Annotated in this window: 16 protein-coding genes and 1 tRNA gene; 6 read left to right on the top strand and 11 right to left on the bottom strand. The window is 68.3% G+C overall.

Annotated features, from left to right (window positions below; all coding sequences use genetic code 11):
* Nucleotides 1-60: 60 nt before the first annotated feature.
* The 5 genes from hfsH to GGQ61_RS05385 form a co-directional block, all read right to left on the bottom strand.
* On the bottom strand, nucleotides 61-822 hold the full coding sequence (hfsH, locus tag GGQ61_RS05405) for an oligosaccharide deacetylase HfsH (protein ID WP_183770390.1): 762 nt from the start codon (nucleotides 820-822) through the stop codon (nucleotides 61-63).
* Nucleotides 822-1754: a polysaccharide biosynthesis protein HfsG gene (hfsG, locus tag GGQ61_RS05400; RefSeq protein WP_183770387.1), complete on the bottom strand. Its 933-nt coding sequence runs from the start codon at nucleotides 1752-1754 to the stop codon at nucleotides 822-824. The genes hfsH and hfsG overlap by 1 nt, the downstream gene beginning before the upstream one ends.
* Nucleotides 1751-3196, bottom strand: a complete 1446-nt coding sequence (gene hfsF, locus GGQ61_RS05395) for a polysaccharide biosynthesis protein HfsF (RefSeq protein ID WP_183770383.1) — start codon at nucleotides 3194-3196, stop codon at nucleotides 1751-1753. Before hfsF ends, hfsG begins: the two co-directional genes overlap by 4 nt.
* Before the next feature lie 111 nt (nucleotides 3197-3307).
* Nucleotides 3308-4837: a polysaccharide biosynthesis protein HfsE gene (gene hfsE / locus GGQ61_RS05390; RefSeq protein ID WP_183770380.1), complete on the bottom strand. Its 1530-nt coding sequence runs from the start codon at nucleotides 4835-4837 to the stop codon at nucleotides 3308-3310.
* 233 nt (nucleotides 4838-5070) lie between these two features.
* Nucleotides 5071-6057, bottom strand: coding sequence for an alpha/beta fold hydrolase (locus GGQ61_RS05385; protein WP_183770377.1), 987 nt, complete (start codon nucleotides 6055-6057; stop codon nucleotides 5071-5073).
* 139 nt (nucleotides 6058-6196) lie between these two features.
* Between GGQ61_RS05385 and GGQ61_RS05380 the strand changes: the two genes are divergently transcribed.
* A complete protein-coding gene (locus GGQ61_RS05380; protein ID WP_183770374.1) occupies nucleotides 6197-6406 on the top strand; it encodes a hypothetical protein in 210 nt (69 codons plus the stop codon).
* A 160-nt stretch (nucleotides 6407-6566) separates the two neighbouring features.
* Here the strand turns inward: GGQ61_RS05380 and GGQ61_RS05375 are convergent, their stop codons facing one another.
* Nucleotides 6567-6827, bottom strand: a complete 261-nt coding sequence (locus GGQ61_RS05375) for a hypothetical protein (protein WP_183770371.1) — start codon at nucleotides 6825-6827, stop codon at nucleotides 6567-6569.
* 191 nt (nucleotides 6828-7018) lie between these two features.
* On the opposite strand from GGQ61_RS05375, the gene GGQ61_RS05370 reads away from it, so the two are divergent.
* The 4 genes from GGQ61_RS05370 to GGQ61_RS05355 all read left to right on the top strand — a co-directional run bounded on the left by GGQ61_RS05370 (nucleotide 7019) and on the right by GGQ61_RS05355 (nucleotide 10610).
* Nucleotides 7019-7108 (top strand) — tRNA-Ser (locus tag GGQ61_RS05370).
* A 205-nt stretch (nucleotides 7109-7313) separates the two neighbouring features.
* Nucleotides 7314-8432 (top strand): hypothetical protein, encoded by a 1119-nt coding sequence (locus GGQ61_RS05365; protein WP_183770368.1) that lies wholly within the window; start codon nucleotides 7314-7316, stop codon nucleotides 8430-8432.
* Entirely contained in the window at nucleotides 8398-9513 is a 1116-nt protein-coding gene (locus tag GGQ61_RS05360; RefSeq protein WP_183770365.1) for a hypothetical protein, read from the top strand. The genes GGQ61_RS05365 and GGQ61_RS05360 overlap by 35 nt, the downstream gene beginning before the upstream one ends.
* Complete coding sequence (locus tag GGQ61_RS05355; RefSeq protein ID WP_183770362.1) at nucleotides 9513-10610, top strand: DNA methyltransferase; 1098 nt, start codon at nucleotides 9513-9515, stop codon at nucleotides 10608-10610. The genes GGQ61_RS05360 and GGQ61_RS05355 overlap by 1 nt, the downstream gene beginning before the upstream one ends.
* Before the next feature lie 41 nt (nucleotides 10611-10651).
* Here GGQ61_RS05355 and GGQ61_RS05350 read toward each other — a convergent pair whose 3' ends face one another.
* From GGQ61_RS05350 to GGQ61_RS05335, 4 genes are all read right to left on the bottom strand, one after another.
* Nucleotides 10652-12589, bottom strand: a complete 1938-nt coding sequence (locus GGQ61_RS05350) for a hybrid sensor histidine kinase/response regulator (protein WP_183770359.1) — start codon at nucleotides 12587-12589, stop codon at nucleotides 10652-10654.
* Complete coding sequence (locus GGQ61_RS22440; RefSeq protein WP_221220830.1) at nucleotides 12582-14123, bottom strand: methyl-accepting chemotaxis protein; 1542 nt, start codon at nucleotides 14121-14123, stop codon at nucleotides 12582-12584. Before GGQ61_RS22440 ends, GGQ61_RS05350 begins: the two co-directional genes overlap by 8 nt.
* Before the next feature lie 145 nt (nucleotides 14124-14268).
* Nucleotides 14269-14886: a helix-turn-helix transcriptional regulator gene (locus GGQ61_RS05340; RefSeq protein WP_183770356.1), complete on the bottom strand. Its 618-nt coding sequence runs from the start codon at nucleotides 14884-14886 to the stop codon at nucleotides 14269-14271.
* Nucleotides 14887-15066: 180 nt separating this feature from the next.
* On the bottom strand, nucleotides 15067-15804 hold the full coding sequence (locus GGQ61_RS05335) for a hypothetical protein (RefSeq protein WP_183770354.1): 738 nt from the start codon (nucleotides 15802-15804) through the stop codon (nucleotides 15067-15069).
* A gap of 149 nt (nucleotides 15805-15953) precedes the next feature.
* Here GGQ61_RS05335 and GGQ61_RS05330 point away from each other — a divergent pair, with 149 nt between their 5' ends.
* Nucleotides 15954-16577: a hypothetical protein gene (locus GGQ61_RS05330; RefSeq protein ID WP_183770351.1), complete on the top strand. Its 624-nt coding sequence runs from the start codon at nucleotides 15954-15956 to the stop codon at nucleotides 16575-16577.
* Here the strand turns inward: GGQ61_RS05330 and GGQ61_RS05325 are convergent.
* Nucleotides 16574-17863: a M20/M25/M40 family metallo-hydrolase gene (locus tag GGQ61_RS05325; RefSeq protein WP_183770348.1), complete on the bottom strand. Its 1290-nt coding sequence runs from the start codon at nucleotides 17861-17863 to the stop codon at nucleotides 16574-16576. The genes GGQ61_RS05330 and GGQ61_RS05325 overlap by 4 nt on opposite strands.
* Nucleotides 17864-17871 lie beyond the last annotated feature (8 nt).

Here is a 17871-nt window from a genome sequence, read left to right as displayed (position 1 = left end):
CTGCGGGCACAGCCGTCATCCCGGTTTGCGAAGCAAGACCGGGATGACTCGCGCTGGCGCCTAGGCGGCGAGCTTGCGCGCCACCGCGCCGACGGTGTCGATCTCGAAGCCGGAGGCCTGGGCTTCGTCGATGAGCGCGGCTAGGGCGCCGGGCGTGCAGCCCCAGGGCGAAGGATCGTCCGCGACGTCGTGGGTGTAGAGGATCAGCCAGGCCTTGCGGGCCTTGGCTTCGTGCAGCCAGCGGCGAGCGAGCGCCTCGCCGTCCGGGCCTTCGATGCCGACGGCGGGGGCCTGGTTGAGATCGACGCCCTTGTCGATGAGCCCGTGGTGCAGCCCGCGCAGGGTGGAATAGCGATGGGCCAGCGCCTGCTTGGGGCCGGCGGCGACGTCGCCATAGGGATAGGCGAAGCTTTCCAGCGGGCCGGCGCCCCAGGCGGCCAGGATTTGCGCGTTATGGTCGGCCTCGGCGGCGGCGGCTTCGCCCGAGGCGCCGCCGCAGTCGAGGTGGGAGAAGGTGTGGCATCCGAGTTCGTGGCCGGCGGCGGCGAGGCGGCGATAGTCGGCCTCCTGGCCGCAGACGCCCATCGGGGCCTCCTGACCGGCGAGGCCCGCCGAGACGTAGTAGGTTCCGCGCAGGCCGCGGGCCTCGAGGATCTGCGCGCCCGCCGCGCAGGCGGTGAGCGGGGCGTCGTCGAAGCTGATCGACAGCATCGGGCGGCCCGGCGCCGCGGCCAGCGGGCGGCGATGGGCGAGGCGCGCGAGCCGGCGGCGCAGCTTGCCTTTCAGCGAAGAGTCCGCCTTGTAGGCGCTCTCGTAGGACATCAGACCGCCTCAGCGTACAGCGCGGCGCGGTAGAGCCGCATGGCCAGGGCGCGGCTGGCGAGCGGGGCGGCCTCGGTCAGGGCGTACAGCTTGAGCATCGGTCGCCAGAGGCCGCGCAGCGGGGCGCGCTTCAGCGCCTTGGCGACCCGGTAGCTGGGATAGCCGCTGACCACGGCCGGATGGGCGGCGACGACGCGGGCGAAGTTGGCGGCGGACTGCTCGTACTTGGCGGCCATGGTCCGGGCGGTGTCGAGGCCGAGGTGCGTGGCGGTGTTGTCGAGGTGCAGGATCGGCCAGCGGCGGGCGACGCGCATGCCCCATTCGACATCCTCCCAGCCCCAGCCGGCGAAGCCTTCGTCGAAGGCCTCGGTCTCGAAGACGTCGCGGCGGACTAGCAGGTTGGAGGTGAAGACGTGCTTCTCGGGGTGCTGACTGCGGGCGGCGGCGTCCAGGCAGTCGCTGTGGGCGGCCATGCTGCGGTGGAGGGCCTGGTCGCGGCGCGGCGGCGCCTGCTTCAGCGAGAAGCCGCCGAAGGCGACGGGGGTGTTCTCGCGCGCGATCAACTCCAGCCAGCGGCCGAGGAAATGCGGGTCGTCGGGCAGCATGTCGCTGTCAAGGAACAGGAAGTGGCCGGCGCGGGCGTGGCTGACCAGGCGGTTGCGGCCCTTGGAGCGGCCCTCGTTGCGGGCCAGGCGGATGAAACGGGCGGGCAACGGCAGGAGACCGACGGCGGCCTCGACCTCAAAGGAGAGGTTCTGATCCTCGCTGCCGTCGTCGAGGATGACGATCTCGGCGCAGGCGGCGGCTTCGTGCGACAGGGCGGCGAGCAGCGGGATCGGGTCGTCGCCCTTGAACGGGATCAGCACCGAGAGCTTGGCGCCGCCGCGATACCAGGCGGCGTTGTCGACGGTGAAGGCGCTGTCCTGGGTCATGCGGCGTTCCGGGCGCGGAGGGTGCGAAGGGCCTGGCCGGCGCGGCTGCGCAGGCCGCCAGCGTCGATCAGGTAGACGGCCAGGCCGTAGACGAGGGCGCCGACACCGGCCTTGGTGGCGAGCTCGGGCAGGCCGCCGAGGGCGGGGATGCGGCTGACGGCGAGCGCCATCAGGGCGCTGGCGCCCGCGGCCTGGACCAGTGTCAGCCAGGGAACCGGCAGAGCCATCAGCCGGCGGCCGAGCAGGGCCGAGGCGGCCAGGCCCAGGGCGTAGCTGGCCAGGGTCGCGATCAATGCGCCCTGGAGGCCCAGCTTCGGGATCAGCAGCAGGTTGAGGATCAGATTAGCGAGCGCCGGCAGGGCCATGGCGGCCAGCAGGAAGACCGTGCGCTGGCCCAGCGTGAACGCCTGGTGGAAGTAGTAGGTGGTCAGGCCCGCCAGCAGGCCGCTGGCGGCGATCCACGGGGTGACCTGGGCCGCGCCCTGGGCCAGGGCCGGGCCGACCATCAGCTGGGAGAGCGGGGCCGCGACCAGGGCCAGGCCGACGGCGGCCGGCACGGTGAGCAGCAGCATCAGCGAGGCCTGTTCACGCGCGGCGGGGATCAGGGCCTGCCTGCCGCCGCGCTCCAGGGCCATGATCAGGGCCGGGCCGCCGGCGGCGCCCAGCCAGATGAACACCACGTCCAGAGTGCGGTTCGCGAGGCTGTAGCCGGCGTGGTAGACGCCGACCGCCGCCTCGTCGAGGAAAGCCGCCAGCAGGAAGCGGTCGGTGCTGGAGAGCACCAGGGCCAGGATCAGCGACAGCGCGACCGGAACGCCGTAGCCGGCGTGGCGGCGCAGGCGGGCCGGTTCGAAGCGGCCGCCCGATCCCTTGCTGAACTCCGAGGCGAAGCACCAGGCCGCGCAGACCGCGGCGGCGACGCCGATGCCGATCAGCGGCGCTGCGCCGCCAAAGCCCGCGAAGGCCAGGGCCGCGCCGAGCGCGAAGGCGCCGAGGGTCTGGACCAGATCGATGTTGGCGGCGCCGGCGACCTCGCCGGCGGCGCGGCGGCGCTCTTGGGCCAGGCGCGCGAAGGTGCGGGGCACGACGGCGAGCAGGCCGCAGAGGGTGGCGAACTTCAGGCCCGGATTGAGCGGCATCAGCAGCGCCAGGGCGCCGGCGAGCGGCAGGGCGCAGAGCAGGACCAACCAGGTGCGGTAGACCGTGGCGGCCAGGTCGCGGCCGCCGTCGCGATCAGATTCTCCGGCCCAGTAGCGGGCCAGCGCCGCCTCGTTCCAGGTGAAGACCGCGGTGTGGACGAGGCTCATCACCGTAAAGCCGAGGGCGTAATCGCCGAACTGGCTGGGGGAGAGCAGGCGCGTGAAGGTGACGATCGTCAGCAGGCCGACCAGCCCCTGAACGATATTGACCGGCAGGTAGCCGACCACGCCACGCCAGAACATCCGGCCGTTCCTTCCCAAGCGCACCTGGCGGCAGGTCGCCGCCTTCAGGCTCAGAATGGCCCAAGGACCGGTTGCAAACCGTTAAACGCGCAGCGTTTTTTCGCGACCCGGTTAACGGACGGTCTCGGAGTCGCCCAGCAGGCAGGGGATGGTCATGAACATGATGTAGAGGTCGAGCCAGAACGACTGGCGCTCGATGTACTCCACGTCCAGCGCCACGCGGCGGCGGACCAGTTCTGGGGTGTCGACCGCCCCGCGCGAGCCGTTGATGGCGGCCCAGCCGGTCATGCCCGGCTTCATGCGGTGGCGATGCGCGTACTCGGCCACCAGGCGCGAGCTTTCCACGGCGCCGGTCTTCATGCCGATGGCGTGGGGGCGCGGACCGACCAGGGACATCTCGCCGGTCAGCACGTTGAACAGCTGCGGCAGTTCGTCGAGGCCGGTCTTGCGGATGAACTTGCCGACCTTGGTGACGCGGTCGTCGTCAGCGCTGATCTGGCGCGTGGCCTTGGCGTCGGCCGCCTCGGTGCGCATCGAGCGGAACTTCCAGACCACGATCTCTTCGTTGTTGAAACCGTGGCGGCGCTGGCGGAAGAACACCGGGCCGGGGCTGTCCAGCTTGATGGCCAAGGCGACCAGCAGCATGATCGGGGTGGTCACGAACAGCGCCAGCGCCCCGATGATGATGTCCTGGGCGCGCTTGGCCAGCGCCTTGCCCTGGTCGATCTCGGCGCCCGAGACGCGGGCCAGCGGGATGCTGGCGATCCGGTCGATGGCCTCGGCCTCCTCGGCCTGGCCTTCGCGGTCCAGCAGCAGGGTGATCTCGTTGGGGAGCACCTTCAGGCGCTCGAGCAGGGCGTGCACGCGCTCTCGCGCATGGGCCGGCACGGTGATCACGATGCGATCAACGTACGGCATGATCCGGTGGGCCAGCAGTTCGTCGGTGCCGCCCAGCAGCGGCACGCGGTGCAGACCGGCGGGCGTGCGCTCGGCGCGGTCGTCGAACACGCCGAGGACGTGGGCCTCGCGGGTTTCCAGAATGGCGGCGATCAGGCGGTCGGCCGCGCCGGTGGCCCCGACGATCACCAGATTGGGCGTCAGACGGCCGTTCGAGCGCCAACGCTTGACGTTGGCCCACCAGAGGCCGTGCGCCGCAGCCGCGCAGAGGAACGCCATCGGCGTCCAGACCCCGAGCGAGGCGGTCAGCATGATCGCGCCGACGAAATGGGTGAGGATGGCGAAGCACATCGCGACCGCGACGGCGAACGCCACGGTGACCCGCATCAGGTGCATGGCCAGGTCTTCGCGGCGGCCGAACTTATAGCAGTCGAACAGGCGCAGACTGGCGAAGGTGGCGACCGTGGCCGCCCCGTAGATCAGCAGCACGCTGGCGCCATGCGTCAGAGCCACGGCGATCAGGCTGCCGAGAATCAGCGCCAGCGCGTCGCCGGCCTGGAAGGAGCGGGTGAGCAGCCGGCCCGACATCCGCAGGCGGGTCGGGGTCAACTTGTCCGGGCGCAGCGGGCCGCGGCGATCGCGGCCGGGATCGGCCCACGCGGCCGCGGCGGCGTCGGCTTCAGCCTGCCGGCGTGCGCGGCGGTCAGCCAACGAGCTGGGCTTGAACGGGGCGGCGAAAGACATCAGGGACCGGTTTATCGCGATAACGGGGAAGCACACTGCCACACGGCCTCTGTGTGAGCAGTTAACGTACACGCGTTCTATAACGACATCTGTAAACTATTCGCATCCGTCACGCACCCCAATTGCGACCAGACTGAGGACTGAATCAATCTCGGGGCTGCGACAGCACGCCGACAACTGTCATTCACACTACAAGATGCTTGATAAGAGCGAACAACCTGTGGGTGAATTGTTCACCTGCGCTTAAGCATATTCGCCTGGGAAGCGACTTCATCGACGGCGTCGATGATGGCGTCAGGGCGGTCGGTCATCATCATGTGCGAGCTGCCCTTCACGACACGGCTGACGCCCCGCGTCGAACGGCGGGCCAGTTCGCGGTGCAGACCCCACCACAGGTTCGCGAGCGGCTGTCGCGCAGCCTCGGGCGCGGCGGCGTAGGTCCCGTCGGCGGTCAGCACCACCAGCGGCAGGTCGCCGTAGCTCTGTCGCGCGGCGCTGAGTTGATTGGACGTGGCCCCCCAAAGGGTGTCGAGCTCGGAGATCCGCGCGCGCCAGGTCGATGGGCGCATCGCCTCGGCGCGGCGTGCGGCGGCCGCGGCCGGATCCTGACCGGGGCGCGCGGCCGGAACGCATCGGTCGAGCGGCGGTTCGGTCGCGGGCAAGCTTCCGGCCTCGGCGGCGGCCAGGCACTGGGCGGCGCGCGCCCGCAACGGTCCGACACCGGCCGCGCCCTCGCCGAACATCGCCGCGAAGCGGCGGTCCTGATGCTCGATCGACGGATCGACCAGCACCATGCCGACGACGTCCTGCGGCCGGCGGTTGGAGAACAGCCGAACGTAGAGCGCTCCGGCCGAGTGCCCGACGACAATGTAAGGGCCGCCGATACGCGCGGCGGCCAGGCCGCGGTCGAGGTCGCGGGCGATGGCGGCGCCGTCGCGAGGCAGGCGGCCAGGATCGGAGAAGCCCGCTCCGGCGCGGTCGTAGGTGCAGACGCGGTAGGTCTTCGCGAGCGCGGCCTTGACCTTGCCCCAGCCGAGCGAGTCCGCGGCGTAGCCGCCCTCGAGCAGGACGGTGGGCGCGCCGGCCCCTGCGCAGCGAAAGTTCAGCTTTCGCCCGTCGGGCAGCCGCGCCGCCAGGTCGGGCCTGGCGCTGGGGTCGGCGGCGGCGGGACGCGGGGCCGCGGCGAGGGCCAGGAGAAGCAGCGGCAGGAGCAGGCGCATGGATGTCTCGCCCCGCCTCGGGGCCTCTGCGATCGTGACGAAAGGGTAATGCAACGGGCCCGCCGCCACGGCGTTGAGCCGCAGATCGAGCTTGGCCGAAAGGGCGCGCCCAATGTCCGTCAGGAAGTCCGAAAACGCCATGGCCGATTTACCGGTGTCGACGGCGAGCGAGAACACACCTGAACACGTCGCCTATCTGCTGCTGGAACGGATCGCCGACCTGGAGGGCGTGGCTCTGGCGCGCGGCGGCCAAGACAAGCTGGCCAGCCGGAAGTGGCTGCTCGACACCTATGCGGAGTGCCTGGACGCCGCCCGCGGCGCTCGCCGCTACGCCAAGACGCTGTCCTGAGAGCAGGAGGCTAGGGGAGCGCGTCGGCGATGACGCGCTCCCCCGCCTTGCCGGCGCATGGAGCGCCGGCGCGCGCACTAGGACGATGGGCTCGTTTTGGTGCGCGGGTGTTCCACTTGAGGACCGCGCAGCAAGCCTCGTGCCGTCAGATCTCGATGTTCTAGATTTCGATATTCTGCGGGCCGTCGGCGCCGACCACGAGGAGCCGGGCGCCCGGCTCGGCGCAGGCCTGCAGCTCGACGTCTCCGTACCAGGCGGTGTCGCGGGACGGATCGGCGTCGAAGAGGATGGCGCTCTCGCCCTTGCCGATGAACAGCTGCTCGATGGCCTGAGGGCTGGCGTCGATTCGCGTGATCGCCACGCCGGCGGCCCGCAGCTCGCCGATCTTGGCGTCCAGTCGCTCGTGCAGTTGACCGCTCACGCTCGCCGCCAGCCTCCCGTCGCTTAACCTTAAGCGATGAAACGGGCCGCGCGCCGCACATTTTGGCGAGCGGCGCGCGATCTGCCGCCGCGATGTTTTTCTTTTCCGCGCCCCCGTTGCTCCCGGCGCCCGGTTTCGGCTATGGAGTGCGACCCGATTTGGAGCGCGCCCCGAGCGCGCCCGGCCGGGCTGGTGACGTGGCCGAGTGGCTGAAGGCAACGGTTTGCTAAATCGTCATACTCGAAAGGGTATCGAGGGTTCGAATCCCTCCGTCACCGCCACCATCTTCCTTATGGATCAGATGGTTAGATGACATCTGGCACGGCGCGCCAGTGGCGTAGCTATCGCTGCGCCCTTGAACGACGCTCTGGCACACCATGGCACACCCTTGGCACGGTCCCTCCTGCCCGTGCCGCCGCGAGTTGGTCTATGGTAGGGCGCGACGAATCGAACTGATAGGCTTACGCGCCGCGACTAGGAACTCTCATGGCGGACTCTGCTGCACCGGGCTTGGACCCGCAAATCACACCGGTGCGCCCGGCCGACTTGAAGTTCGACATGCACAACCCGCGCATGGCCGAAATCGAGTTCGGAAGTGAGGAAGAAGTCGTCGCCCATCTCGTCGAGGAATACGACGTGGACGAACTGGTCCTGTCGATCCTGACGGCTGGATGGCTCGACTATGAACCTCTGATCGCCGAGCGAGACAACACCGTCGTGGAGGGCAACCGGCGCCTTGCTGCGCTTCGTCTTATCGCGGATGAGAAGCTTCGCAAGGCAGTGGGCTATAAGCTCCCTTCCATTGAAGTGGAGCACGAGAACGCCCACCCCGAAACAGTGAGCGTGCGCTATGCGGACAATCGGGAAGCGGCCTACGTTTTCATCGGCTTCAAGCACATCAACGGCCCGTTCAAGTGGGATGCGTTGGCGAAGGCGAAGTTCGCTGCCGAGTGGGTAGCTAAGGGTCACGATGTCGAGGTCGTGAGTCGCACTCTCGGTGATAGCCACAACACCGTCTTGCGCTTAATCAACGGCTGGAACGTGCTCCAACGGGCACGTGATGAGGGCTACGATCCGGCGGACGCTACGACGAGTGCGCCGTTCCCCATCTCGCACCTCTACACTGCGCTGACGCGCCCGGACATCCGGACGTATCTCGGGATTGAAACTCCGAACAGGGAGGTCATCACCCCGGAGACGATCAAGTCCGAGAAGGTCGGCGAACTCCTCCAACTGATGAACTGGCTCTATGGCCAGCGCAGCAAAAACGAACCCTCTGTCATCCGCACGCAAAACCCCGACCTTGGGACGCTGGTCCGGGTAATCGCGCATCCGGCCGCCAGAGACGAGCTTATCGCAAACCGAAATCTCGATGCGGCGGAAGAACTTCTGACGCCATCTCACGAGCGGTTCGAGATCGTGCTGCGGCAGGCTGCCCGAGGCTGTGAGGAGGCGTTGGCGGCATCCAAGGACTACGACGGAACGCCTACGCTTCTTGAGATCGTCAACAACATGGGGAAGACGATCCTCGCGCTGCGCCAAGCGATGCAATCCACTCAACAAGACCCGCTTGCCGCGTTCGCTGATGCTCCTCCAAAGACCTGACCAAGAAGCCCCAGCAAGCCGGTTAGCCGATTGGCTCGAACTCCTCTGCCTAGCTCAGAGAGAGCGCGCGTTCGGCGGTGGAGAGCTTCAGAAGATCGTCCGCATGGAGGCGGAGGATCGCAGCACCCGTCTGGTCTACGACGAGGTGTCTGGTGAGTATGAAGAAGGCGAAATCGTCGCCGTCGAAAACGAACAGATCATCAGTGATGTGTTCGACGAGTTCGAGCACCGCGCACGCATTCTCGGCACCAGCTACCCGTTCGTCGTGACGACAGTCGGGCACGGAGCTTCCGCTCGTAGGCGTATCCAATGGCAGGACGCCAGCCCTCGTGAACCGGGGGCTGTGGTCTATCTCTTCTGCCTCCTCATATCCGCGCGGAGGTTGGGCCTGTTGGAACTCGACGAAGCCGATACTGAGCACGAGACAAGCGATGGGCGGAAGCTGCACTCCGAGTTTATGTATGGGCTGCTCTTGCAGGTCTGCGCCGCGATTGCACTCGGGGGCTACTTGGGTGGTGACGTTGTATGGTTCGGCTATCCCCGTCCCGATCAAACCGGTTTCTTAGAGGCACTCAAGCGTGCTTGGACACGCTTCGGAGCATACAAGACAGTCAACACAGTTCCCTTTGGGGCACCAAATCAGGAGAACGACGCAGGCATTGATCTAATCGGATGGATCAACTTCCCTGACGCTAACGGCTCCAAGGTTCTGGTGTTCGGGCAAGTGGCCTCTGGTAAGAACTGGACAGGAAAATCAGTGGTAGACTACGCCAACGCTCTGCGTAGTTGGTTTGACGGCCCGAGCTACCAGCACTCATTACCCGCAATGGTCATGCCGTTTAATGTCACCGATGCCCGCACCACGATACAACGTGGCCCTGTAAACATGCGCGCCGCTGTGTTCGAGTTCGAGGAACGTCAGTTTGGTATCGTTCTCGACCGCGAGCGCGTCGCCGCATGTGCAGCAGCGATCCTTGCCGCCGATGCCGATTCTCGCGCGCGGGTCGATGGGATCGACCAGTTCGACCGCGTCGAGGAATGGGTGACCACTACCCTCGAACACCTCGAAGAGGCTGCTTAGTGCGAAATCCTCTTCACTCGATCTGTCCCTATTTCGCGATGTTCCCGGAGAGCTTCGTTCAGAAGCAGTTGCTCGCCTATTCCCGTCCGGGCGATCAGGTGTTCGACCCGTTCTGCGGACGAGGCACCACCATTCTCGAAGGCCTTCTCAACGACCGTCGCACAATCGGGTCTGACATAAATCCGGTTGCTGCTTGCGTCGCGGGTGCCAAGGCAAACGTCCCCACCCCCGATGAGGTGGCAGTGCGGATCGACGAGCTTCAGGGAGAGTTCGCCACGGCGGCTGAGGAGGCAGCACCCGACCATGAGTTCTTTCGAGTGTGCTTCAGCACCTTGACGCTGCAACAGGTGCTGTTCCTCAAACGCGCACTGCGCTGGCAGACTGATCGGGCGGACCGATTTATTGCGGCTATGGTGCTGGGGGTGCTCCATGGAGAGTCCCATAAGACCGAACTGTGTCTAAGCAATCGGATGCCGCGCACCATCAGCACCAAACCGGAGTATTCGGTGAGGTGGTGGAAGGCGCGCGATCTCCTTCCTCCGGAACGTGACGCCTTCGACATTCTTCGCAAGACAGCGAAGTTTCGACTTGCCGGTGAAGTGCCAAAGCGCACTGGACAAGTCGTTCTCGGGGACGCCCGGACGGCAGGTGACATGCTTAGCGAACACACGGAAACCGTTTCGCTGATCGTCACATCACCGCCGTATCTGGACACGACCGATTATGCCGAGGACCAATGGCTACGGCTTTGGTTCCTTGGTGGCCCCGACCGACCGTCTGCGCGTCTGCACAAGGACGACCGGCACACTCGTAAGGAGGAGTATTGGACCTTCCTATCTGAGGTTTGGCAGGGCTGCGCGGGCCTGCTGAAAGGCGAGGCGCATCTAGTGGTGCGGATTGGCGGCACCATGCTGGACAAAGAGGGCCTGTTCGAGGGCCTCACCGCGTCTCTCGAAACTGGACTCAGCGGCCGTAGCGTGACGCCGTTGCACCAAGGCGAGTCGAGCACGATCAGGAAACGCCAGACCAACTCATTCCGGCCCGGCACGTCCAACGAGAAGATGGAACACGACTTCGCCTTCGCGATCACAGCGTAGACCGCCGCTAAGACAACCTTTCCTTGAAACCCTCAGTATAGTTAGATCGTCCCCGGTTCGGGCGGCGCGTCGCGGGCCTCCATGACTTCGGCGATCAGTTCGGCGGCGTCGAGGGGCTTGACCAGGAAGGCGTCGGCGCCGGCGCGCTGGGAGGCCTCGCGGTGCTCGGGCATGGCGTTGGCGGTCAGCATGCAGATCCGAGGGCCTAGGCGCAGCGGCCGGGCCGCGCGGATTCGGCTGACAGCGGTCACGCCGTCCATGATCGGCATCTGCATGTCCATGAGGATCAGGTCGTAGGTCTGCTCGGCGGCGGCCTCGACCGCCTGCTGGCCGTTCTCGACGCAGGTCAGGTCGACCGGCAGGCCGCCGAGGATCAGCTCGACGACGCGCCGGTTGGTCGGGTGGTCCTCGGCCAGCAGGACGCGGACGGGCCGGTCGGAGGGCTTGGGCGCATGGATCGGCGCGGGGGGCGGTGAGGAGGGCTCGCGCACGAGCCGGCGCAACGGCAGTTCGAAGGCGAAGGTCGCGCCTTCGCCGGGGCTGGAAGACGCGACGATCTCGCCGCCCATCAGGTCGACCAGAGACTTGGAGATCGCCAGGCCGAGGCCGGTGCCGCCGAACTGGCGGGTGATGGAGCTGTCGGCTTGTTCGAAACGGTCGAAGAGCGCCTCGGCGGCCTCTGTCGGGAAGCCGACGCCGGTGTCCTCGACCACGAAGCGCACGCGGCGGACGTCGCCGGCCAGCCCGCGCGACAACACCCTGAGGCGCACCTCGCCGTGGGCGGTGAACTTCACGGCGTTGGAGAGCAGGTTGGAGAGCACCTGGCGGATGCGCAGGTCATCGCCATGGAAGCGGTCGCAGACCTCGCGGTCCATCTCCAGGCTGAAGCCGATGGCCTTCTCGGCGGCGCTGGCCTGGAAGAGGGCGAAGACCGCGCGGACCATGCCGGCCAGGTCGAAGGGCTCGTCGCGGATGCACAGGCGGCCGGCGTCGACCTTGGCGAGATCGAGGATGTCGCTGAGGAGGGCCTGCAGGGCGCGGCCGGAGGTCTCGATCAACTGGACCATCTCGCGCTGGGGGGCGTCGAGATCGGTGCGGGCCAGGGCGCCGGCCACGCCGAGCACGCCGTTCAGCGGGGTGCGGATCTCGTGGCTCATATTGGCGAGGAAGGTGGACTTGGCGCGGCTGGCCTCTTCGGCTTCCTCTCGCGCCTGGACGAGGCGCGCCTCGGCCGCCTTCCGCTCCGAGAGGTTGCGGACGATGGTGGTGAAGGCCGTGCCGGATGGCGTTTCGAGCCGGGCGAGGGAGGCCTCGGCCGGGAACTCCTCGCCGTTGCGGCGCAGGCCGAGGATCTCGGCCCGCTCGTGCATCCGCAGGCTGGGCCGCGTACCGGAGGCGAAGCGGTGGACGGCCTGCTGGTGACGCTCACGGAAGCGGGCCGGCATCAGGTCCTCGACGCTGCGGCCGAGCGCCTCCTCGGCGCTGTAGCCGAACATCGCCTCGGCCCCGGCGCTGAACAGGATGATGCGGGCCTGGGAGTCGGCGACGACGATCGCCTCGGGCGAGATCTTCAGCATGCCGGCCAGCATCTGCTGGCTGCGGTGGGAGGCGGCCTCGGCGGCGCGCAGTGGCGTGACGTCCTGCAGCGCGCCGGCCAGGCCGATGGCCGCGCCGCTGGGGGAGAAGCGCGGCGCGCCCTGGTGGCGCAGGACCCGCACCGCGCCGTCGGGAAGCTTGATCCGATGGTCGAGAGCGTAGGCGCAGCCGGTGTCGAGCGCGCGCTGGACGGCGTCCTCGACCCGCCGGCGATCGTCGGAGGGGATGCGGGCCAACGCCTCGTCCGCCGTGCAGGGCCCCGGCGGCAGGCCGAGCAGGCGCAGGGCCGGTTCGCTGCACGACAGGGCGTCGTCGGCGGCGGTCCACTCCCAGGCGCCGGCGTTGGCCAGGCGCTGCACGCGCTCGAGGCGGTCCTCAACCATGGGCGAGCCGGCCGCCCGAGACCGCGGAGGCCAGGGCCCGCGTCATCGCCCCGACCGGCCCGGTCTCGCCGTGCTGGGCCTGGCCCGACAGCCGGAAGCGGGCGACCAGGGCCGTGAGTTCGGCGGCCTCGCCGCGCAGGGAGCGGGTCGCGGCGGCGGCCTGCTCGACCATGGCCGCGTTCTGCTGCAGGCCCTGGTCCATCTGGTTCACCGCGGTGTTGATCTGGGCCAGGCCCGAGGCCTGTTCCTGGGTGGAGGCGGCGATGCCGGCGACCACTTCGTCGATCTCGCCGACCTTGGCGGCGATGGCCTGCAGCGCTGCGCCGGTTTCGCGCACCAGCCCGACCCCTTCGTCGACATGGCCGGCCGAAGCGCCGATCAGTTCCTTGATCTCCTTGGCGGCGTCGGCCGAGCGTTGAGCTAGGGCCCGGACCTCGGAGGCGACGACGGCGAAGCCGCGACCGGCCTCGCCTGCGCGCGCCGCCTCGACCCCGGCGTTGAGCGCCAGCAGGTTGGTCTGGAAGGCGATCTCGTCGATGACGCCGATGATGCGGCCGATCTGGCCGGACGACTGCTCGATCTGGCCCATGGCCCCGACGGCGCGCTCGACCACGGTGGTGGAAAGCTCGGCCTGGGCCTTGGCGACGGCGACCACTTCGCCCGCCTGACGCGCGCCATCGGCGGTGGCCTTCACCGTGGCGGTGATCTGGTCGAGCGCTGCGGCGGTCTCTTCCAGGGCGGCGGCCTGGCGCTCGGTGCGGCGCGAGAGGTCGTCGGAGGCGCGGGCCAGTTCGTCGGCCCCGGCCTCGACCCCGGCGGCGTTTCCGGCCACCGAGGCGATGGCGTCTTCCAGGCGGACCAGGGCGGCGTTGAAGTCCTCGCGCATCTGGGCGTACTCGGCGGCGAGTTCGGTCTCGATCCGGTAGCCAAGGTCGCCATCGGCCAGGGCGGTCATGCCCGCGCCGATGGTCTGGACGATGGCCGCGCGCTCGACCGCCAGCACCTGGGTTTCGGCCTCGCGCCGTGCGGCGTCGGCGGCGGCCAGATAGACCGAGATCGCATAGTCCATGTCGAGCAGGGTCGCCTTGGCCAGGGCGCCGAGCTCGGCGGCGACCTTCTCGGGCGACGGGCCGCGGCGCAGCACGCCGCCGCGCGGCCAGCGGGCGGCGGTGACCGACGCGATCAGCGCCTCGAGCACCAGGGCGTAGCCGCCGATGTACCAGCGCGGCTCCAGGCCGATGCGGGCGTGGGTCTCGCCGACGGTGGTGACGGCGGAGACGTATCCGTCGTCGAACCGGCCGCTGGAGATCGTCTCCCAGTGGTCGATCTGCCGGCGCTTGGCCGAGCCCATGTGGCTGGAGCCGGAGAAGAAGGCCCTGGTCTCGGGCCGCTGGGCGACCTGACCGTAGAAGGTGTCGAGGGCGCCGGGCAGGGCGCTCATGATGATGGGTTTGATGTCGCGGAGACTCTCGCAGGCGAGGTCGTCCATACGCATGAAGCTTAGTCGTTCACCGAGTTGCGCAGATGTAGACATGTCAGGCCCCCGTTATATTGGCCTGACGCTGGACGAGTCGTTATTAACGATGTCCTAAAATGACAAATATCAAAAGTATCTTATAAGTATATCGTCGTGCCTAATCTAAATAGTTCGCAGGAACTATACTCATCTGGCTGATGGGTTAGTTCGGCGGCCGGGTCTGGCCGGAGGCCATGCGGCTGACCACCTCGGTGCGGTTGCGCGCGCCGGTGGCGCTGAGGATCGCCTGGACGTGCAGCTTCACCGTTGCGATCGCGATGCCGAGCTGTTCGGCGATCTCCTTGTTGGTGCGCCCGCGTTCCAACTCGCGCAGCACCTCCACCTGGCGCGGCGAGAGGCGCGGCCCATGGCCTGGCGCCGGATCGGGGATGGCGCCGAGTTCTTCGAAGCAGGGGAAGTACTCGCCGCCGACCACGACCAGCCGAAGCACCGCGACCATCAGGTCCGAAGCGGTGTCCTTGGGCGCCAAAGCGCGGAAGCCGTGGGCGTAGGCGATCTTGGCCCAGCGGACGTTCTTGTGCGGCGGCAGCAGCACGAGGCGTCCGGTTTTGAGGTGCTCGACGTTGCGCTCGATCCATTCGCCGGGGTCGGTCTGGCCCGGGGGGTCCAGAAGGATCAGGTCGTCGGCGACCGGATGAAGGGCCGCCAGCTGCGAGACGTCGTCGAGCGACACCACGGGGTCGGCGGTGAGCTCGGCCGCCACCAGGGCGCTCAGCGCGTCCCGCCAAAGCGGCTGTCTGCTCACCACGACCACACGCATGTTCACACCCCCTGGCGGCCGCCGCCCGCCGCCCGATCAAATCTCCCTAGCGCTAGTATGGGCTTCAGGCAGGCGAGTCATCTGGCCGATAGGACTATTCAGGGTCGTTGAGGGAGCGCAATTTGCGTTCTGTGAACATTGTTTCGCGCAAGCCGCGAAGTGATCGCCCATAGGGCGAGTTCAGACGCGATCGTCGGGCGGGGCCGCTCCCTCGCTGACCGGGGCGCTAAGAGGGTCCTGAGCATCCTGCAAGTTGCGCCACTCCGCGAAGCTTCGGTCGAAGCGCGCCTGCCACTCGCCGCGAAAGGCGCGGTACTCAGCGTCATACTTGCGCTGCTGCTCCTCGCGCCAGGCGGCGTAGTCGCGGTCGTGGGAGGCGAGCCGGGCTTCTCGCCAGTCGAGGTATTCCAGCTCGAACTCGGTTTCGGCGCTGGGGTGATAGGCATAGTCTGCGGGCGGGCCGAACTCGCGGACGCCCGGGTCGCGCGGGTTGAGCGGTTGGTCGCCGTACGGGGCGCGTTCGGCCTCAGTGAGCGGCGCGCCGGCCGGCCGGGCGCGGCGGCGGACGATGGACTCCCGATAGCCGTGCGGCTCGATCCCGTACTCCTGACCGCCGTGAGGGGCGTCGAGGCTGTAGTAGCCCCGGGCCAGGGCGTCGGCTTCGTCGAAGGGCGCGTGGGGGGCGCTGTCGCGGCCGGCTTCGTAGCGGCCGCGTCGCCATTCGGGGCGCGCATCGCTGGGACGGTGGGACCCGAAGGCGTCGAAGGAACGGGTGTCGGCGCCGTAATAGCGGGCCTGATCTGAGGAGTAACGGCCCTCCTCGCCGAAGCTGCGCGGCTCGGGTCCGCCTTGCGGAGCCTCGGCGCGGCGACGACGGGGCGCGTGAGGTTGCTCAGGCGGGGTCTGGCGATTGGGCATGTGCCTGCTCCTTCGTGGCTCCCTCGTTTGAAAACGACGGGGCCGGAGGGGCGTTCCGTCGCCGCCGAGGTCGACTCGGGCGATGGCTGCGCCCAGCGGCGCGCGAAACGTCGCAGCGCGAAAACGCGCGCAAGGACTAGGTTGGGGCGATGACCACGAGACTGATCTGGCTGGCGGCTGCGGCGATGCTGGCGGCGAGCCCCGCAGCGGCGGTCGACCGCGGCACCACCCAGGTGGACGAAGGTTTCCGCGGGGCGGTGACGGCGCCGCTCGAGGACCTGAACCTCAAGCAGGCGCAGATTCCGGACGTGCTGCTACGGGCGGTCGCCGACCCCTATGAGGCGATCGAGCCGAGCCGTTGCGAAGCCATCGCCGCCGAGGTCGGCCGGCTGGACGCGGTGCTGGGGCCCGATCTGGACGAGGCGCCTGCGCCCGACGAACGTACGCGGATGCAGAAGCTGGGGGCCCAGGCCAAGGCTGCGGCCGTGGCCGAGGTGCGTGGCGAGACCCAGGATCTGCTGCCGTTCCGCGGCTGGGTGCGCAAGCTGAGCGGGGCCGATCGCCACCGCAAGGCGGTGGAGGCGGCGATCAAGGCCGGCGGGGTGCGGCGCGGCTATCTGAAAGGCGTGGGCATGAACATGAACTGCGCCCCGCCGGCCGCGCCGAGCTGGTTCGTTCCGGAGAAGCCGGCCACGCCGACATCATGGCTGGCCGGGCTCTGGCAGGGGCTCGTGGACTGGCTAAAGAGTCTGTTCGCCGTGTTCGGCCGCTAGTTCACGCCGGCGGCGACGAGGACGGCGGCGAGGCCGACGCTCATGCCGCGGACGCTGTTGGATTTCTCGACATCGATCCATTCGTCGAGCGAGTGGGCGCGGCCGCCCGAGCCGCCGCCGCCGATGGTGATGGCCGGGATGCCGAGCGCCATCGGCGCGTTGGCGTCGGTCGAGGATGCGTCGTACTGCGGCGTGTAGCCGAGGGCGGTGATCGCCGCAGCGGTCCCGGCGACCAGGGGCGTGTCCTTGGCGGTCTGGCCAGCCGGGCGGTCGCCGATCGGCTTGATCTCGATGCTGACCTGCCCGACGCGAGTCGAGCGGGCCTTGTTCTCGTGCTCGACGGCGGCCTGCATGATCTCCTTGAAGCGCGTGTCGAGCTTGGCGAGCTCGCCGGCGTCGGCCGAGCGCATGTCGAACTCGGTGAAGACCTTGTTAGGAATGGCGTTGACCGAGGTGCCGCCTCCGGTGACCGAGGCCGAATAGGTGACTTTCGGGCTGGTCGGGACCTGGACCTCGTAGAAGTCGGCGATCGCCTTGCCCATGGCGGCTATCGGATTGACGATGCCGAAAGAGCCGTAGCTGTGGCCGCCTGGACCGTTGAAGGTGACTCGGTAGCGCTTGGAGCCGACCCCGACATGGGTGATGCCGCTGGGGTCCAGGCCGTCGACCGAGAAGAACGCCTTGGTGCGGTCCTTGTACTTGCCTTGATTGAAGAAGTAGCGGACGCCGCGCAGGTCGCCAGCGCCTTCTTCGCCGACGGTGCCGACGAAGAGAATGTCGCTCTGGGTCTTGATCTTGGCCGCGTCGAGGGCGCGGATCCAGGCCAGCAGGACCGCGAGGTTGTGGGTGTCGTCGGCGACCCCGGGAGCGAACAGCTTGGTCCCCTCGCGGCGAACCTTCACGTCGGTGCCTTCCGGGAAGACCGTGTCGAGGTGGGCCGAGACCACGACCAGCGGACCGGGCCTCGTCCCCTTGCGCAGGCCCATTACGTTGCCCTCGGCGTCGACCTCCACGTCGGTCAGACCGTGGGCCTCCAACATCGCCTTGTAGGCCTTGCCGCGCGCCTCTTCCTTGAAGGGCGGGGCCGGGATTTCGGTCAGGGTGATGATGTCCTGCACGGTGCGGTCATGCTCCCGGTCGAGGACCGCGGTCGCGGCCCTGAAGGCCGGACTCGCGACGATCCTGGCCGCATCGTCCTTTGGCGCGGCGCCCTGGGGCGCGGCGAGCGCCGGCGCGGCGATCAGGACGGACAGCGCGAACGCGGCGGCGGGCAGGGGACGGGACATGGATACTC

This window comes from Phenylobacterium haematophilum (assembly GCF_014196295.1).
GTDB classification, from domain to species: Bacteria; Pseudomonadota; Alphaproteobacteria; order Caulobacterales; family Caulobacteraceae; genus Phenylobacterium; species Phenylobacterium haematophilum.
This window is presented reverse-complemented; position numbering and strand designations above follow the sequence as displayed.

What these genes read in the sequence shown, in the direction of transcription:
- hfsH (WP_183770390.1), bottom strand. Translation starts at nt 822, where the DNA reads ATGTCCTACGAGAGCGCCTACAAGGCGGACTCTTCGCTGAAAGGCAAG.
- hfsG (WP_183770387.1), bottom strand. Translation starts at nt 1,754, where the DNA reads ATGACCCAGGACAGCGCCTTCACCGTCGACAACGCCGCCTGGTATCGC.
- hfsF (WP_183770383.1), bottom strand. Translation starts at nt 3,196, where the DNA reads ATGTTCTGGCGTGGCGTGGTCGGCTACCTGCCGGTCAATATCGTTCAG.
- hfsE (WP_183770380.1), bottom strand. Translation starts at nt 4,837, where the DNA reads ATGTCTTTCGCCGCCCCGTTCAAGCCCAGCTCGTTGGCTGACCGCCGC.
- GGQ61_RS05385 (WP_183770377.1), bottom strand. Translation starts at nt 6,057, where the DNA reads ATGCGCCTGCTCCTGCCGCTGCTTCTCCTGGCCCTCGCCGCGGCCCCG.
- GGQ61_RS05380 (WP_183770374.1), top strand. Translation starts at nt 6,197, where the DNA reads ATGGCCGATTTACCGGTGTCGACGGCGAGCGAGAACACACCTGAACAC.
- GGQ61_RS05365 (WP_183770368.1), top strand. Translation starts at nt 7,314, where the DNA reads ATGGCGGACTCTGCTGCACCGGGCTTGGACCCGCAAATCACACCGGTG.
- GGQ61_RS05350 (WP_183770359.1), bottom strand. Translation starts at nt 12,589, where the DNA reads ATGGTTGAGGACCGCCTCGAGCGCGTGCAGCGCCTGGCCAACGCCGGC.
- GGQ61_RS22440 (WP_221220830.1), bottom strand. Translation starts at nt 14,123, where the DNA reads ATGTCTACATCTGCGCAACTCGGTGAACGACTAAGCTTCATGCGTATG.
- GGQ61_RS05340 (WP_183770356.1), bottom strand. Translation starts at nt 14,886, where the DNA reads ATGCGTGTGGTCGTGGTGAGCAGACAGCCGCTTTGGCGGGACGCGCTG.
- GGQ61_RS05335 (WP_183770354.1), bottom strand. Translation starts at nt 15,804, where the DNA reads ATGCCCAATCGCCAGACCCCGCCTGAGCAACCTCACGCGCCCCGTCGT.
- GGQ61_RS05330 (WP_183770351.1), top strand. Translation starts at nt 15,954, where the DNA reads ATGACCACGAGACTGATCTGGCTGGCGGCTGCGGCGATGCTGGCGGCG.
- GGQ61_RS05325 (WP_183770348.1), bottom strand. Translation starts at nt 17,863, where the DNA reads ATGTCCCGTCCCCTGCCCGCCGCCGCGTTCGCGCTGTCCGTCCTGATC.